Source organism: Pseudomonas putida (assembly GCF_028682635.1).
GTDB lineage: Bacteria > Pseudomonadota > Gammaproteobacteria > Pseudomonadales > Pseudomonadaceae > Aquipseudomonas > Aquipseudomonas putida_AE.
This window is the reverse complement of sequence record NZ_JANHLK010000017.1, coordinates 58,232-75,148: the sequence shown is the minus strand read 5'-3', so window position 1 is coordinate 75,148 and position 16,917 is coordinate 58,232. Positions and strand designations below refer to the sequence as shown.

The 16,917-nt window shown below is 62.8% G+C and carries 15 protein-coding genes; 11 read left to right on the top strand and 4 right to left on the bottom strand.

Annotated features, from left to right (window positions below; all coding sequences use genetic code 11):
* Positions 1-59: 59 nt before the first annotated feature.
* Entirely contained in the window at positions 60-866 is an 807-nt protein-coding gene (locus tag NPS56_RS20535; protein WP_274076359.1) for a sulfite exporter TauE/SafE family protein, read from the bottom strand.
* Between the two features lie 161 nt (positions 867-1,027).
* On the opposite strand from NPS56_RS20535, the gene NPS56_RS20530 reads away from it, so the two are divergent.
* On the top strand, positions 1,028-1,891 hold the full coding sequence (locus tag NPS56_RS20530; RefSeq protein WP_274076307.1) for an MBL fold metallo-hydrolase: 864 nt from the start codon (positions 1,028-1,030) through the stop codon (positions 1,889-1,891).
* Positions 1,892-2,012: 121 nt separating this feature from the next.
* Here the strand turns inward: NPS56_RS20530 and bkdR are convergent, their stop codons facing one another.
* A complete protein-coding gene (bkdR, locus tag NPS56_RS20525; protein ID WP_008005367.1) occupies positions 2,013-2,501 on the bottom strand; it encodes a Bkd operon transcriptional regulator BkdR in 489 nt (162 codons plus the stop codon).
* A gap of 185 nt (positions 2,502-2,686) precedes the next feature.
* Here bkdR and NPS56_RS20520 point away from each other — a divergent pair, with 185 nt between their 5' ends.
* The 5 genes from NPS56_RS20520 to NPS56_RS20500 all read left to right on the top strand — a co-directional run bounded on the left by NPS56_RS20520 (position 2,687) and on the right by NPS56_RS20500 (position 8,917).
* On the top strand, positions 2,687-3,922 hold the full coding sequence (locus NPS56_RS20520) for a 3-methyl-2-oxobutanoate dehydrogenase (2-methylpropanoyl-transferring) subunit alpha (protein WP_274076306.1): 1,236 nt from the start codon (positions 2,687-2,689) through the stop codon (positions 3,920-3,922).
* 1 nt (position 3,923) lies between these two features.
* Complete coding sequence (locus NPS56_RS20515) at positions 3,924-4,982, top strand: alpha-ketoacid dehydrogenase subunit beta (protein WP_274076305.1); 1,059 nt, start codon at positions 3,924-3,926, stop codon at positions 4,980-4,982.
* Positions 4,983-6,254 carry a dihydrolipoamide acetyltransferase family protein gene (locus NPS56_RS20510; RefSeq protein WP_274076304.1) on the top strand — a complete coding sequence of 424 codons (1,272 nt, stop codon included), beginning with the start codon at positions 4,983-4,985 and terminating at the stop codon, positions 6,252-6,254.
* 18 nt (positions 6,255-6,272) lie between these two features.
* Complete coding sequence (gene lpdA / locus NPS56_RS20505; RefSeq protein WP_274076303.1) at positions 6,273-7,655, top strand: dihydrolipoyl dehydrogenase; 1,383 nt, start codon at positions 6,273-6,275, stop codon at positions 7,653-7,655.
* A gap of 242 nt (positions 7,656-7,897) precedes the next feature.
* Positions 7,898-8,917, top strand: coding sequence for a branched-chain amino acid aminotransferase (locus NPS56_RS20500; protein WP_274076302.1), 1,020 nt, complete (start codon positions 7,898-7,900; stop codon positions 8,915-8,917).
* A gap of 64 nt (positions 8,918-8,981) precedes the next feature.
* Here NPS56_RS20500 and NPS56_RS20495 read toward each other — a convergent pair whose 3' ends face one another.
* Positions 8,982-9,323 carry an FKBP-type peptidyl-prolyl cis-trans isomerase gene (locus NPS56_RS20495; RefSeq protein ID WP_274076301.1) on the bottom strand — a complete coding sequence of 114 codons (342 nt, stop codon included), beginning with the start codon at positions 9,321-9,323 and terminating at the stop codon, positions 8,982-8,984.
* Between the two features lie 145 nt (positions 9,324-9,468).
* Between NPS56_RS20495 and NPS56_RS20490 the strand changes: the two genes are divergently transcribed.
* From NPS56_RS20490 to NPS56_RS20475, 4 genes are all read left to right on the top strand, one after another.
* Positions 9,469-10,524: a M4 family metallopeptidase gene (locus NPS56_RS20490; RefSeq protein WP_274076300.1), complete on the top strand. Its 1,056-nt coding sequence runs from the start codon at positions 9,469-9,471 to the stop codon at positions 10,522-10,524.
* Positions 10,521-10,844: a protealysin inhibitor emfourin gene (locus tag NPS56_RS20485; protein WP_274076299.1), complete on the top strand. Its 324-nt coding sequence runs from the start codon at positions 10,521-10,523 to the stop codon at positions 10,842-10,844. Before NPS56_RS20490 ends, NPS56_RS20485 begins: the two co-directional genes overlap by 4 nt.
* A 104-nt stretch (positions 10,845-10,948) precedes the next feature.
* Positions 10,949-12,757, top strand: coding sequence for a monovalent cation:proton antiporter-2 (CPA2) family protein (locus NPS56_RS20480; RefSeq protein ID WP_274076298.1), 1,809 nt, complete (start codon positions 10,949-10,951; stop codon positions 12,755-12,757).
* Positions 12,758-12,805: 48 nt separating this feature from the next.
* Positions 12,806-13,906: a DNA alkylation repair protein gene (locus tag NPS56_RS20475; protein ID WP_274076297.1), complete on the top strand. Its 1,101-nt coding sequence runs from the start codon at positions 12,806-12,808 to the stop codon at positions 13,904-13,906.
* A gap of 180 nt (positions 13,907-14,086) precedes the next feature.
* On the opposite strand, the gene NPS56_RS20470 is transcribed toward NPS56_RS20475, so the two are convergent.
* Entirely contained in the window at positions 14,087-14,992 is a 906-nt protein-coding gene (locus tag NPS56_RS20470; RefSeq protein ID WP_274076296.1) for a LysR family transcriptional regulator, read from the bottom strand.
* Positions 14,993-15,112: 120 nt separating this feature from the next.
* On the opposite strand from NPS56_RS20470, the gene NPS56_RS20465 reads away from it, so the two are divergent.
* Positions 15,113-16,759, top strand: coding sequence for a GMC family oxidoreductase (locus tag NPS56_RS20465; protein ID WP_274076295.1), 1,647 nt, complete (start codon positions 15,113-15,115; stop codon positions 16,757-16,759).
* Positions 16,760-16,917: the final 158 nt, after the last annotated feature.

Genomic DNA, 16,917 nt, shown 5'->3' with positions numbered 1-16,917 from the left:
CTTGCCGGCGAAGGCGTCCTGAAGTGCGCCTTCGCCGGCAAGCCGGCTCCTACAATATTTCAGAGGCCCGCCCGGAACAGCATGTAGGCTGAAACCACCAGGCAGATACTCGCAAACCCAACCTGCAACGCCCGCGCCGGCACGCGCGCGCAAAGTCTGCGGCCGACGATCATGCCGACGATGCTGGAAACGATGAAGGCCACGCCCAGGCCGTCGATGCGCACCCCGGCATGCAATGCGCCGATCACGCCGATGGCCGAGATCAGGCTGATGACCATCAGGGACGTGGCGATGATGCCGCGCATCTGCACGTCGGTCAGCTGCTTGAACGCCGGCACGATCAGAAAGCCGCCGCCCACGCCCAGCAATCCCGAGACCACACCGGTCACCGCACCCAGGGCCGCAAGGGTCGCGGTGCATTTGGCAGTCCAGGAGAAGCGCCCGGTTTGCTGGTCGAGCATGCAGTTCTTCTGGCCCCAGTTGGCATGGCCGTGGTCGCTCGGGCCTTCATCCTTGCGCTCGCGGCGCAACATCCGCGCGGCAACCATCACCATCAGCAGGCTGAACAGGATCATCAGGATTTTTTCCGGCAGCTGATGGGCGAAATAGATGCCCAGCGGCGAAAAAATCGCCCCCAGCAGGGCAATCAACAGCGCCGCGCGATAGCGCACCAGGCCATGGCGCAAGCCATCGATGGCACCGACCGCCGCCGCGCTGCCCACCGCAAACAACGCGACTGGCGCGGCCGCGGTCATGCTCCAACCCAGCCCCAGCACCAGCGCCGGCACCGCCAGAATGCCGCCCCCTGCCCCGGTCAAACCGAGCACCAGGCCCATGACCACCCCAAAAAAACTCGCCAGCAACATATAACGCTCGTAATCCATGACAGAGGCCGGGAACGCCCGGTATCGATAGAGTGACAGGATAGAGTCCGCCCGGATTTTTCGTTAGCAGAATTGTCGCAGGGCTGGTCAGCGCAGGGAAAATGAAACTACCCTCATGACTTACCTCTAAAGAAACAATCCACATGCCTGCCCTGATTGAAGCCTTTTTCGACGATGCCTCGTCCACCTACAGCTACGTGATCTACGAAGATGACGGCGGGCAGTGTGCGATCGTCGACCCGGTGCTCGACTACACCCCGGCAGCCGGACGCACCGGCACCCAACAGGCCGACCGGATCATCGCTTTCGTGCGCGAGCACCGCCTGCAGGTGCAATGGCTGCTGGAAACCCACGCCCACGCCGATCACCTGTCCGCCGCGCCCTACCTGCGGCGGGAACTGGGGGGCAAGATCGCCATAGGCCAGTCGATCTGCAAGGTACAGGGCGTGTTCAAGACCCTGTTCAACCTTGAGCCGGAGTTTTGCATCGACGGTTCACAGTTCGATCACCTGTTCGCCCCGGACGAGTCCTTCCGCATCGGCAACCTCAAGGCCACTGCCCTGCATGTGCCGGGCCATACCCCGGCGGACATGGCCTACCTGATCGGCAACGACCTGATCCTGGTCGGCGATACCCTGTTCATGCCGGACGTCGGCACCGCCCGCTGTGACTTTCCCGGCGGCGACGCCCACCAGATGTTCGCCTCGATCCACAAGCTGCTGGCCTTCCCCGCCAGCGTGCGCCTCTACGTCTGCCACGACTACCCGCCCGAGGGCCGTGAACCGCACTGCATGACCACCGTGGGCGAGCAACGCAAAAGCAACATCCACGTGCGCGACGGCATCGACGAAGCCGCCTTCGTCGACATGCGCACCCGCCGCGATGCCGGGTTGGGCATGCCGACGCTGCTGCTGCCGGCGATCCAGGTGAATGTGCGGGCGGGGAATCTGCCGCCGGCGGAAGACAATGGCGTGACTTACCTGAAGATTCCCCTGAATAAATTCTGACCTGTGGGAGCGAGCTTGCTCGCGAAAAACCTGAGAACACCGCGGGGGGTCAGGCTCCCCACGTCATCGTTGACCTCCATCGCGAGCAATCGAGCGTCGACCGGCTGCTCCTACAGGAGCTTCAATTATTCAAGGTCAAGCCATTGGCAGGCAACGGCAGCGCCGTCTTGTACCGCACCTGCTTGAGCGCAAAGCTCGACCGGATGTTCGCCACCCCCGGCACCTTGGTCAGGAAGTCCATCATGAAGCGCTCCAGCGACTGAATGGTCGGCACCAGCACCCGGATCAAGTAATCCGGATCGCCAGCCATCAGATAACACTCCATCACTTCCGGGCGATCGGAGATGGCCTCTTCGAAATGCTGCAACGCCTCCTCCACCTGTTTTTCCAGGCTGACATGGATGAACACATTGACGTGCAGCCCTAGCAAGTCGGCATCCAGCAGGGTCACCTGCTCACGAATCAGCCCCAGTTCCTCCATCGCCTTGACCCGGTTGAAACACGGCGTCGGCGACAGGTTGACCGAGCGTGCCAGGTCGGCGTTGGTGATGCGTGCGTTCTCCTGAAGGCTGTTGAGAATGCCGATATCGGTACGGTCCAGTTTGCGCATGAGACAAAAACACCTGTTTTTTATGTTTATGCAGATTTTTTATCTGCAAATGATCTTGAGCGCAATGAAACAGAGAGAAATATTCTTCTTGGCCGGGCCTATGATTGTTGTAGGACAAGATTTCTTCCACAGAACGAAATCTGTCAGCTCACTACAAGAAATTCACAAGATCGAGCGTAGAAGCCATGACCCAAGCGTACGAACCGCTTCGCCTGCACGTTCCCGAACCCTCGGGCCGTCCCGGCTGTAAAACCGACTTCTCCTACCTGCACCTGACCGACGCCGGCACGATGCGCAAACCCCCTGTTGACGTTGAACCGGCTGACACGGCTGACCTGGCCCGTGGCCTGATTCGCGTGCTCGACGACCAGGGCAACGCCTTGGGGCCGTGGGCCGACGGCGTGCCGGTGGAGATCCTGCGCAAGGGCATGCGCGCCATGCTCAAGACGCGGATCTACGACAACCGCATGGTGGTCGCCCAGCGTCAGAAGAAAATGTCGTTCTACATGCAGAGCCTCGGCGAAGAAGCCATCGGCAGCGCCCAGGCCCTGGCCCTGAACATCGACGACATGTGCTTCCCGACCTACCGCCAGCAAAGCATCCTCATGGCCCGTGACGTGCCGCTGGTGGACCTGATCTGCCAACTGCTGTCCAACGAGCGCGATCCGCTCAAAGGCCGTCAGTTGCCGATCATGTACTCGGTGAAAGAGGCCGGTTTCTTTACCATTTCCGGCAACCTCGCCACCCAGTTCGTCCAGGCTGTGGGCTGGGGCATGGCCTCGGCGATCAAGGGCGACACCAAGATCGCCTCGGCCTGGATCGGCGACGGCGCCACCGCCGAGTCGGACTTCCATACCGCCCTGACCTTCGCCCACGTGTACCGCGCGCCGGTGATCCTCAACGTGGTCAACAACCAGTGGGCGATCTCCACCTTCCAGGCCATCGCCGGTGGTGAAGCCACCACGTTCGCCGGTCGTGGCGTCGGTTGCGGCATCGCCTCGCTGCGAGTCGATGGCAACGATTTCTACGCGGTCTACGCCGCTTCCGCCTGGGCCGCCGAACGTGCGCGCCGCAACCTCGGCCCGACCATGATCGAGTGGGTCACCTACCGCGCCGGCCCGCACTCCACCTCGGACGATCCTTCGAAATACCGTCCTGCCGACGACTGGAGCCACTTCCCGTTGGGCGACCCGATCGCGCGCCTCAAGCAGCACCTGATCAAGGTCGGCCAGTGGTCCGAAGAGGAACACGCCGCCGTCAGCGCCGAACTGGAAGCCGAAGTGATCGCCGCACAGAAAGAAGCCGAGAAATTCGGCACCCTCGCCGGCGGCCAGATTCCAAGCGCCGCGACCATGTTCGAGGACGTCTATAAAGAGATGCCGGAGCACTTGAAGCGCCAGCGTCAAGAGTTGGGGATCTGACATGAACGATCACAACAACAATATCGAGCTGGAAACCGCCATGACCACAACCACCATGACCATGATCCAGGCCCTGCGCTCGGCCATGGATGTGATGCTTGAACGTGACGACAACGTCGTGGTCTTCGGCCAGGACGTCGGCTACTTCGGCGGCGTGTTCCGCTGCACCGAAGGCCTGCAGACCAAATACGGCACCTCCCGCGTGTTCGACGCGCCGATCTCCGAAAGCGGCATCGTCGGCGTGGCCGTGGGCATGGGTGCCTATGGCCTGCGTCCGGTGGCCGAGATCCAGTTCGCCGACTATGTGTACCCGGCGTCCGACCAGATCATTTCCGAAGCCGCGCGCCTGCGTTATCGCTCGGCCGGCGAATTCACCGCACCGATGACCCTGCGCATGCCCTGCGGCGGTGGCATCTACGGTGGCCAGACCCACAGCCAGAGCATCGAGGCGATGTTCACCCAGGTTTGCGGCCTGCGCACCGTCATGCCGTCCAACCCCTACGACGCCAAGGGCTTGCTGATCGCCTCCATCGAAAACGATGACCCGGTGATTTTCCTCGAGCCCAAGCGCCTGTACAACGGCCCGTTCGACGGCCACCACGACCGCCCGGTGACCCCGTGGTCGAAACACCCGGCCGCACAAGTACCGGACGGCTACTACACAGTGCCGCTGGACGTCGCCGCCATCACCCGTCCGGGCAAGGACGTGACCATCCTGACCTACGGCACCACCGTGTACGTCTCGCAAGTCGCCGCTGAAGAAACCGGCATCGACGCCGAAGTGATCGACCTGCGCAGCCTGTGGCCGCTGGACCTGGAGACCATCGTCAAGTCGGTGAAGAAAACCGGCCGCTGCGTGGTGGTTCACGAAGCCACCCGTACCTGCGGTTTCGGCGCCGAACTGGTGTCGCTGGTGCAGGAGCACTGCTTCCACCACCTGGAAGCGCCAATCGAACGCGTCACCGGCTGGGACACCCCCTACCCGCACGCGCAAGAGTGGGCGTATTTCCCTGGCCCGTCCCGAGTGGGCGCGGCTTTGAAACGGGTCATGGAGGTCTGAATGGGCACGCACGTCATTAAAATGCCGGACATTGGCGAAGGCATTGCAGAAGTTGAATTGTCGGTTTGGCACGTCAAGGTCGGCGACATGGTCGTCGAGGACCAGGTACTGGCCGATGTCATGACCGACAAGGCGATGGTGGATATTCCGTCGCCGGTGCATGGCAAGGTCATCGCCCTGGGCGGCCAGCCCGGTGAAGTGATGGCGGTCGGCAGTGTGCTGATCAGCATTGAAGTCGAAGGCGCGGGCAACGTTAAAGAGTCCGCGCAACCGGCTCCGGTTAAAGAAGCGCCAGTTGCTGCGCCGAAAGTCGAAACCGTGGTGGAAACCAAACCGGTCGCTGCCCCAGCGCCGAAAGCTGCCGTCTGCCAGGGCCCGATGGTCGCCCGCGAAGCCGATGAGCGTCCGCTGGCCTCTCCCGCCGTGCGCAAGCATGCGCTGGACCTCGGTATCCAGTTGCGTCTGGTCCGTGGCACTGGCCCTGCCGGTCGGGTGCTGCACGAAGACCTCGATGCCTATCTGGCTCAGGGTCAGTCCAATGCGTCGACCGTCAGCAGCGCTTACAGCCAGCGCACTGACGAAGAACAGATCCCGGTGATCGGCATGCGCCGCAAGATCGCCCAGCGCATGCAGGACGCCACCCAGCGTGCCGCACACTTCAGTTATGTCGAGGAAATCGACGTGACTGCCGTGGAAGAACTGCGCGCGCACCTCAACGAAAAACACGGGGCCAGCCGCGGCAAGCTGACCTTGCTGCCGTTCCTGGTCCGCGCCCTGGTCGTCGCCCTGCGGGATTTCCCGCAGATCAACGCCCGCTACGACGACGAAGCCCAGGTCATCACCCGCCTCGGCGCGGTGCATGTCGGCATTGCCACCCAGGCGGATATCGGCTTGATGGTGCCGGTGGTGCGTCACGCCGAAGCCCGCAGCCTGTGGGACAGCGCCCAGGAAATCTCCCGTCTGGCCACGGCTGCCCGTAACGGCAAGGCCAGCCGCGATGAACTCTCCGGCTCGTCCATCACCCTGACCAGCCTCGGCGCGTTGGGCGGCATCGTCAGCACCCCGGTGCTGAACCTGCCGGAAGTGGCGATCGTCGGCGTGAACAAGATCGTCGAACGGCCGATGGTGATCAAAGGCCAGATCGTGATCCGCAAGATGATGAACCTCTCCAGCTCCTTCGATCACCGGGTGGTCGACGGCATGGACGCGGCGCAATTCATCCAGGCCGTGCGTGGCCTGCTCGAACAACCCGCCACCTTGTTTGTGGACTGATTTTTGTTGGAGAGCATCATGCAAACTCTGAACACCACGCTGCTGATCATCGGCGGCGGCCCTGGCGGTTATGTGACGGCGATCCGTGCTGGCCAGCTGGGCATTCCAACCATTCTGGTGGAAGGCCAATCCCTGGGCGGCACCTGCCTGAACATCGGCTGCATTCCGTCCAAGGCGCTGATTCACGTCGCTGAACAGTTCCACCAGACGCAGAACCATAGCCAGCATTCGGCCCTGGGCATCAGCGTTGCGGCGCCGACCCTCGACATCACCAAGAGCGTCGAGTGGAAGGACGGCATCGTCGACCGCCTGACCACCGGCGTCGCAGCCCTGCTGAAAAAGAACAAGGTCCAGGTCATTCAAGGCTGGGCCAAGGTTGTCGACGGCAAAACCGTCGACATCGGCGACACGCGCGTTCAGTGCGAGCACCTGGTGCTCGCCACCGGGTCGAAAAGCGTGAACCTGCCGATGCTGCCGATTGGCGGGCCGATCATCTCCTCCACCGAAGCCTTGGCTCCGACGTCGGTGCCCAAACGCCTGGTCGTGGTGGGTGGCGGCTACATCGGCCTGGAGCTGGGCATTGCCTATCGCAAGCTCGGCGCCGACGTCAGCGTGGTCGAAGCCCAGGAGCGCATCCTGCCAGCCTACGACGCTGAACTGACCCAACCCGTGCACGACGAACTGAAAAAGCTCGGCGTGAAGCTTTACTTGAAGCACAGCGTGCAAGCCTTTGATTCACAAGCCAATACCCTGCAAGTTCTTGACCCGAATGGCGACACCCTGAACCTGGAAACCGATCAGGTGCTGGTGGCCGTCGGTCGCAAACCCAACACCCAGGGCTGGAACCTCGAAGCGCTGAACCTGGATATGAACGGCGCGTCGATCAAGATCGACAACCGCTGCCAGACCAGCATGCGCAACGTGTATGCCATCGGCGACCTCAGTGGCGAACCGATGCTCGCCCACCGGGCCATGGCCCAGGGCGAGATGGTGGCTGAGCTGATCAGCGGCAAGCACCGCGAATTCAACCCCACCGCCATCGCCGCCGTGTGCTTTACCGACCCGGAACTGGTGGTGGTCGGCCAGACCCCGGACGACGCCAAGGCCGCTGGCCTGGACTGCATCGTCTCGAACTTCCCGTTCGCCGCCAATGGCCGGGCGATGACACTGGAGTCCAGAAGCGGCTTCGTGCGCGTGGTCGCTCGTCGGGATAATCATGTGATTGTCGGCTGGCAGGCAGTGGGTGTCGGCGTCTCCGAGTTGTCCACGGCGTTCGCGCAAAGCCTGGAAATGGGCGCGCGGCTGGAAGACATTGGTGGCACCATCCATGCGCATCCGACCTTGGGCGAAGCCGTTCAGGAAGCGGCGTTGCGTGCCTTGGGGCATGCGCTGCACCTGTGATTCGGAAAAATTGATGGCGGCAGGGATGGCCCCATCGCCAGCAGGCTGGCTCCCACATTTGCAATGCGTTCCCCTGTGGGAGCCAGCCTGCTGGCGATTTCTTGAGGCCAACCCGATTTATCTGCCTGTCATCCGATAGTCCGGGCTGCGAAATGGGCCCGGAATGAAGTATTGTTGTCCCCATCCAGAAAACGTCAGAAACATTGAACCGTTTCGGCGGTTGTTAAGTGATAGAGGGTGTCATGGGTAACGAAAGCATCAATTGGGACAAGCTGGGTTTTGACTACATCAAGACCGACAAGCGCTATCTGTCGAACTGGCGTAATGGCGAGTGGGACAAGGGCACCCTGACAGAAGACAATGTGCTGCACATCAGCGAAGGCTCCACGGCCCTTCACTATGGCCAGCAATGCTTCGAAGGCCTGAAGGCCTATCGTTGCAAGGACGGTTCGATCAACCTGTTCCGCCCGGACCAGAACGCCGCACGCATGCAACGCAGCTGCGCGCGCCTGCTGATGCCGCAAGTGTCCACCGAGCAGTTCATCGAAGCGTGCAAGGAAGTGGTCCGCGCCAACGAGCGTTTCATCCCGCCTTACGGCACCGGCGGCGCGCTGTACCTGCGTCCGTTCGTGATCGGCGTGGGTGACAACATCGGCGTGCGTACCGCCCCCGAGTTCATCTTCTCGATCTTCTGCATCCCGGTCGGCGCCTACTTCAAGGGCGGCCTCACCCCGCATAACTTCCTGATCTCCAGCTACGACCGCGCCGCGCCACAAGGCACCGGTGCGGCCAAGGTCGGTGGCAACTACGCCGCCAGCCTGATGCCAGGTTCCCAGGCCAAGAAAGCCCACTTCGCCGACGCCATCTACCTGGATCCGATGACCCACACCAAGATCGAGGAAGTCGGTTCGGCCAACTTCTTCGGGATCACCCACGACAACAAGTTCGTGACCCCGAACTCGCCGTCGGTGCTGCCGGGCATCACCCGCCTGTCGCTGATCGAGCTGGCCAAGTCGCGCCTGGGCCTGGAAGTGATCGAAGGTGACGTGTTCATCGACAAGCTGTCGGACTTCAAGGAAGCCGGCGCTTGCGGTACGGCTGCCGTGATCACGCCGATCGGCGGCATCAGCTACAACGACCACCTGCACGTGTTCCACAGCGAAACCGAAGTCGGCCCGATCACCCAGAAGCTCTACAAAGAGCTGACCGGCGTGCAAACCGGCGACGTCGAAGCGCCAGCCGGCTGGATCGTCAAGGTCTGACCTGACGCCCCCCCTGCCATAAAAAACGCCGCCCTCGAATTCGAAGGCGGCGTTTTTTTATGCCTCATCCATCATCCCGCGTCAGCACTTCCAGCAACTCGATTTCGAAAATCAGGTTCGAATTAGGCGTGATCCTGCCCATCGTGCGCTCGCCGTAGGCCAGGTGCGCCGGCACCAGCAGTTTGCGCTTGCCACCGACCTGCATGCCCATCAGGCCCTGGTCCCAGCCCTTGATCACCCGCCCGGTGCCGATCACGCACTGGAACGGCTTGCCTCGACTGTAGGAAGAGTCGAATTCGCTACCGTCTTCCAGCCAGCCACGGTATTGGGTGGTGATCAGCGCGCCTTTGACGGCGGCCTTGCCGTCACCCGGCTCAAGATCAATGATTTGCAGTTCGTCGTTCATGTTCTTAACTCATCTACAGTGCCCTGGACTTGCGGGCGCGGACGCAGGTTTTCGCAGAATCCGCCGCGGATGGCAACCGGCGGAACCGCAAGAGCCCGTTCCGCTCAGAATAAGTATCGATTTCGCGCTCAGAAAGGATGCTCTGATGAACGATCTGCGCAGTTTCATTCCGCCGTACATTCTGCATCGTATCGTCGCGCACGGCTCTGAACGCCAGCGTTCCAGCGCCATGAGCACGCTGGCCCACGTGCGCACCCTGTGGCACCCGCCTGGCCCACCGGTGCGCACTGCTGCTGCCGCGATCCTGCCAGCCCCCGGCAAACCTGGCCAGGCACAGCGCAGCGTGCATGATGTCCAGGGCAAGATGCTCTTGCCCGGCATGCCGGTACGCCTTGAAGGCCAGGCAGCGAGCGGCGATCCGGCGGTCGATGAAGCTTACGACGCCTTGGGAGCCAGCTACGATTTCTTCTGGAAGGTGCTGGGCCGGGATTCGATCGACAACAAGGGTTTTGCTCTTATCGGCAGCGTGCATTATGGCCAGGACTACGAAAACGCCTTCTGGAACGGCTCGCAGATGGTCTTCGGCGACGGCGATGGCGAGATCTTCGAACGCTTCACCCGCTCCCTCGACGTGGTTGCGCACGAGCTGACCCACGGCGTGGTCGAGAGTGAAGCGGGCCTGGTGTATGCCGACCAGTCCGGGGCATTGAACGAATCGCTGTCGGACGTGTTTGGCGTGCTGACCAAGCAATATCTACTGCAGCAGACCGCCGAGCAGGCGGACTGGCTGATCGGCGCGGATTTGCTGACACCGCGCATCAAGGGCATCGGTTTGCGCTCGATGGCCCACCCGGGTACCGCCTACGACGACCCGCTGCTGGGCAAGGACCCGCAACCGGATCACATGCGCAAATTCGTCATCACCCAGGAGGACAATGGCGGCGTGCACATCAATTCAGGCATACCCAACCGGGCGTTTTACCTTGCCGCCAAGGGTTTGGGCGGCTTTGCCTGGGAAAAGGCCGGGCTGATCTGGTATGACGCCCTGTGCGACAAGCGCTTGGTCCGCGAGGCGTCGTTCAGCGCCTTTGCAGAACTGACCGTGGAGCATGCGCGGCGGCGCTTCACGGCCAGGGAAGCCCTGGCGGTGCAGCATGGCTGGTCGCAGGTGGGTGTCGATTCGACACAGGAGGAACCATGAAAACCCTGCCAACACTGGACGACCGGGCGGTTGTGCGCCTCTCTCGCCAGGGCGGCTTTGCCGCGATCCAGGCCACGACTCGGCCCCGGGAGATTGCATTCGCGCAATGCAATATCGAGGAACGCTCGCGCATCTGTGTGCTGCTGGAAGGTTGCCTGCCGCTGGCCAGCCCGGTCGCTGGCGGGGGCGACCAGCGCTTTTACCAGATCGAACTGCGCTACCGCGAAGGCGATCAGGATGACCAAATGGTGATGAAGGTCCCGGAAGACCAGGCTCCTGCTGAGCTGGTACGGCTCTGGAACCTGGGCGAATTGTTGTAGCGGCGCGGCATTGCCCGCGCAAAACTTCCCTCCTGCGATAGCGTTGACCCAAGACCAGCCTTTATCCTTGTCGACCGCCGTACCGAGTTGATGGAGTTTTTCTCATGCCCCATGAAGGCAGTCTGTTGCAAGCCGCAGTCGTATTCCTGCTCGCGGCCGTACTCACCGTTCCCCTGGCCAAGCGCCTGCAACTGGGCGCGGTGCTGGGTTATCTGTTTGCCGGGGTGATCATCGGCCCCTCGGGCCTGGGCCTGATCGGCAATACGGAAAGCGTTGCGCACATCTCGGAACTTGGCGTGGTGTTGCTGCTGTTCATCATCGGTCTTGAGTTGTCGCCACGCCGCTTGTGGGTGATGCGCAAGGCGGTGTTCGGCGTCGGCTTGGCGCAGGTGCTGCTGACCGGAGCGCTGCTGGGCGCGTTGGCCCTGTATGTGTTTGGGCAACCCCTGAACACCTCGATCGTGCTGGGCCTCGGGCTGGCCCTGTCGTCCACCGCCTTCGGCCTGCAGAGCCTGGCCGAACGCAAGGAACTGACCAGCCCCCACGGGCGTCTGGCGTTCGCGATCCTGCTGTTCCAGGACATCGCCGCGATTCCGCTGATTGCCATGGTGCCGCTGCTGGCGGGCAGCGCTGAAAACGTCAGCGCGGCCGACGATGTGAACCAGGGCCTGCGCGTATTGATCAGCATCGCCATCGTGGTAGTCGGCGGACGCTACCTGCTGCGTCCGGTGTTCCGCGTGGTGGCCAAGAGCGGCTTGCCGGAAGTGTCCACCGCGACTGCGTTGCTGGTGGTGATGGGCACCGCCTGGCTGATGGACCTGGCCGGCATTTCCATGGCCCTCGGTGCCTTCCTTGCGGGCCTGCTGCTGGCGGACTCCGAGTATCGCCACGAACTGGAAGCGCAGATCGAACCCTTCAAGGGCCTGCTGCTGGGGCTTTTCTTCATGAGTGTCGGCATGGGCGCCAACCTCAGCCTGCTGCTGAGCGAGCCCATCGTGGTGCTGGGACTGACCCTGCTGCTGATCGCCGTCAAGCTGCCGTTGCTGTTCATCGTGGGCAAGCTGGCTGGCGGTTTGAACCGGATCAGCGCCATTCGCCTGGGCATCGTGCTGGCCGCCGGTGGCGAGTTTGCCTTCGTGGTGTTCAAGATCGGCCGTGACCATGGCTTGTTCGATCCGCGCCTGTACGACTTGCTGGTGCTGGCGATCACCCTGTCGATGGCGATGACCCCACTGTTGCTGCTGCTGTGCGCCCGCCTGGCCAGCCCCAAGGTACAACCGGTGGCAGTGCCGGAGCAATTTCGCGAAATCGATGCCGATGAACCCCGGGTGGTGATCGCCGGCATGGGCCGCATGGGGCAGATCGTTGCGCGTATCCTGCGGGCCCAGAACATCAAGTTCGTGGCGCTCGACACCTCGGTTGAAACCATCGAACTGTCGCGCAGCTTCGGCGGCGTGCCGGTGTACTACGGCGACCCGATGCGCCCTGAAATCCTCAACGCGGCCAAGGTCGGCGATGCCGAATTCTTCATCATCGCCACCGACGACCCGGACACCAACATCAAGACCGCTGAGCTCGTGCACAAGCTCTATCCGCACATCAAGATCATTGCCCGCGCGCGCAACCGCCAGCATGTGCATCGCCTGGTGGACCTGGGCGCTCACGCGGTGCGCGAAACCTTCTACTCCAGTCTAGAAATGAGTCGGCAGACCTTGATCGGCCTGGGGCTGACCCCCGAGCAGGCCGATGCACGGATCAAGCGGTTCAAGCATCACGACGAGCAGGTGCTCGAAGCCCAGCATGCGATCTACGACGACGCGGTGAAGGTCAAGCAGACGGCGCAGGAAGCGCGGGCGGAATTGGCACGGCTGTTCGAGTCGGACCAGCTGGAAGAGCAGGCGAAGAACGGTTGAGATGAACCTGGCCTCTACGCGATAAACCACAATCACAGGGATCACACCATGGCTGGCGATACCGCCTCCCCCGCGCTCAAGGAAATCTTCAACGCCGAACGCCTGCGGCACATCGCCGCCGAGATGACGGCGGTGTATCCCGGCTTCGATGCCAAAGAATTCCTCAAACTGGCCAACGACGGCCTGGCCGAGCTGTCAGTGATGCAGCGCATGGCCCGCGTCAGCGAATGCCTGCACGCGGTACTGCCAGCCGGTTATGAAGCGTCGCTGGGGCTCTTGCGCGCCCTCGCCCCGCGCCTCAACAGCGGCTTTGTCAGCATGTGCCTGCCGCAGTACGTGGCGACCTATGGCGCGGACCGGTTCGAACTGTCGATGGAGGCGCTCAAGTACTTCACCGCGTTCGGCTCCTCGGAATTCGCCATCCGCCATTTCCTGCGCGCCGATCTGCAGCGCTCGCTGCAGCTGATGCATGACTGGTCGCTGGACGCCAACGAACATGTCCGGCGCCTCGCCAGCGAAGGTAGCCGGCCACGCCTGCCGTGGTCCTTTCGCCTGGAGCAGATCCAGGCCGACCCGCGCCTGGCCGCCGGCATCCTCGATAATCTAAAGGCCGACCCCAGCCTTTACGTGCGCAAATCGGTGGCCAACCACCTCAACGACATCACCAAGGACCATCCCGAGTGGGTGCTGGAGCTGATCGAGGGCTGGTCGCTGGACAACCCGCACACCGCGTGGATCGCCAGGCATGCCCTGCGCAGCCTGATCAAACAGGGCAACCTGCGTGCGCTGGCAATCATAGGTGCCGGCGGCAAGCCTGAAGTGCAGATCATCGACGTGCAGGTCAATCCGCCGGTAATTGGCCTCGGAGAAAAGATCACCCTGTCCTTTGCGGTCAAGTCCACGGTCCACACCAGCCAGCGTCTGGTGATCGACTACGCCATCGATTACGTCAAGGCCAACGGCAGCACCTCGGCCAAAGTCTTCAAGCTCAAGGCCCTGACGCTGCCGGGCAACGCCACACACGCCATCGCCCGTGGCCAGCACATCAAGGAACTCACCACCCGCCGGCATTACGCGGGCAAGCACGCAGTGCATGTGCTGGTGAATGGGGAGCGGCTGGCCAGTACGGCGTTTGAAATACTGGGCTGAGATGCGCTACTGAACCCTGCGCTGCTCTTTCGGACGCCCCCTCAAAGCTACACCCGATCTACTGTGGGAGCTGGCCTGCCGGCGATGGCGCCCGAAAGATCAACGCAATGTTCAAGACCGCCATCGCCGGCAGGCCAGCTCCCACAATGGATCGAGTCCAGCCCGCAAGTGACAGGATCTTCACCCGCCGTGAGGGGGATTGGGCCCCAGCAACAATTCCTGCTCCCGCTCGCACAACTCCACCACGTAATCCCACATCACCCGCAGCCGCACCGATTTGTGCAGCTCGCGGCGGGTGCTGATCCAGTAGCTGCGCAGGATGCTCTCCTGGGGGAACAACGGCACCAGCGCGGAATCGGCGCTGGCCATGTAGCACGGCAGCACGGCGATGCCCAGGCCCGCGCGCGCCGCCTGTTGCTGGGCGATGACGCTGGTGCTGTGGAAGACCACCCGGGGGTTGCGGCAGAAGCTGTTGAGGAACATCAGCTCCTGGCTGAACAGCAAGTCGTCGACGTAGCCGATCCAGGCATGCCGCCCCAGGTCTTCGCGATTGCGCAGCGGCGGCGAACGATCGAGGTATTCCTGGCTGGCGTAGAGCGCCAGGCGATAGTCGGCCAGTTTGCGCGTGACCAGCATGTCGGCGGCCGGGCGCTCCAGGTGGATGCTGATTTCCGCCTCGCGGTTGAGGATGCTGACGAAACGCGGCACCGCCACCAGCTCCACTTCCAGCCCCGGGTAACGCTCGAACAGGCCGTTCATGCGGCTGGCGAGGAACATGATGCCCAGCCCTTCCGTCACCCCCACGCGGATCTTGCCCAGCGGCGCCGTGGACTGGGTGATTTCTTCCTGCGCCAGCAGCGCGACGTTCTCCATGGCCTCGGCGTGCTTGAGCAAGGCTTCGCCGGCCGGGGTCAGCTCGTAACCCTGGGCATGCTGCACGAACAGTGCCGTGCCAAGGCTCTTTTCAATGGCCTCGATGTGCCGCGCCACGGTGGCATGGGTGGTGTTCAAGCGGCGCGCGGCGGTGAGCAAACGCCCGCTACGCTGGAGCTCGAGAAAGAAGCGCAGGTCATTCCAGTCGAACATCGTCCATCCTTTGGTCAGCGTTGTTTAAAAACGCACAGCAGCTGGGTAAAAACTAACATTCTTTAAACGAAAGCTAACAACTAGGATGAACTCCAACAAGAACAACAAGCGAGGTCAGGGATGCACGCTTCCCTTGATGAATACGACTACATCGTGGTCGGGGCCGGTCCCGCCGGTTGTCTGCTGGCCAATCGCCTGTCGGCCAACCCGCAACACCGCGTCTTGCTGCTCGAAGCCGGCGGTCGCGACAACTATGCGTGGATCCACATCCCGGTGGGCTACCTGTTCTGCATCGGCAACCCACGCACCGACTGGTGCTTCAAGACCGAGGCGCAACCCGGCCTGCAAGGCCGCACCCTGAGTTACCCACGCGGCAAGGTCCTCGGTGGCTGCTCGTCGATCAACGGCATGATCTACATGCGCGGTCAGGCCGGCGACTACGATGGCTGGGCGGCCGAGGGCAACCCCGGCTGGCGCTGGCAAGACGTGCTGCCGTTGTTCAAGAAAAGCGAAAACCATTTTGCCGGCGAATCAGATTTTCACGGCGCCAGCGGCGACTGGCGGGTGGAACGCCAGCGCCTGTCCTGGCCGATCCTCGATGCCTTCCAGAGCGCCGCCGAGCAGAGCGGCATCGCCCGCATCGACGACTTCAACCAGGGCGACAACGAAGGCTGTGGCTACTTCCAGGTCAACCAGAAAGCAGGCATCCGCTGGAATGCCGCCAAGGCGTTCCTCAAGCCGATTCGCCAGCGCCCCAACCTGACGGTGCTGACTGGCGTCGAGGTCGATCGCGTGTTGTTGGAAAACGCTCGCGCGTCGGCGGTCAGCGCCCGTTGGCAAGGTCAGGCGAAAACCTTCAAGGCGCGCAAGGAAATCATCCTGTGCGCAGGTTCCGTCGGCTCACCGAGCATCCTGCAACGTTCCGGCATCGGTCCGCGCCCGCTGTTGCAGCGCCTGGGCATCGGCGTCGCGCATGAACTGCCCGGCGTTGGCGGCAACCTGCAGGATCACCTGCAACTGCGCCTGATCTACAAACTGGAAAACGCCCGCACCCTGAACCAGATCGCGGGCAGCCTGTGGGGCAAGATGGGCATGGGCCTGCGCTACCTGTATGACCGCAGCGGCCCGTTGTCCATGGCGCCGAGTCAACTGGGGGCCTTCGCCCGTTCCGGGCCGGAGCAGACTTCGGCCAATCTGGAGTACCACGTGCAACCGCTGTCGCTGGAGCGTTTCGGTGAACCGCTGCATGCCTTCCCGGCGTTTACCGCCTCGGTCTGCGACCTGCGCCCGCAAAGCCGGGGTCGGGTGGAGATCCAGTCAGCCAACCCGCAGCAGGCGCCCCTGATCCAGCCCAATTATCTCAGCCATCCCGAGGACTTGCGCGTCGCCGCCGACGCCATTCGCCTGACCCGGCGCATCGTCGCCGCGCCGGCCCTGAAGGCGTTCAAGCCGGTCGAGTACCTGCCCGGCGACAGCCTGCAAACCGAAGAACAGCTGCATGAAGCCGCCGCGCGGATCGGCACCACCATCTTCCATCCCGTCGGCACCTGCCGCATGGGCAATGACGCGGACGCGGTGGTCGATGCCGAACTGCGCGTGCACGGCATCCCCGGCCTGCGCATCGCCGACGCCTCGATCATGCCGCGCATCACCTCGGGCAACACCTGTTCGCCTACGCTGATGATCGCGGAGAAAGCCGCACAACTGATCCTTAACCCCGCCACAAGGAGCATCACCGAGACAGAGGAACTGGTCACAAACGCCTGAACGCACTCACACGGACATGTAGGAGCCGGCTTGCTGGCGATTACGGTGGATCAGTCAACGTCAATGTCGCCTGATTCGCCGCCATCGCCGGCAGGCCGGCTCCCACAGGGAACGCGTACACCCGCATCGACAGTAGCGGCACCCGCCCACAAGGCCGG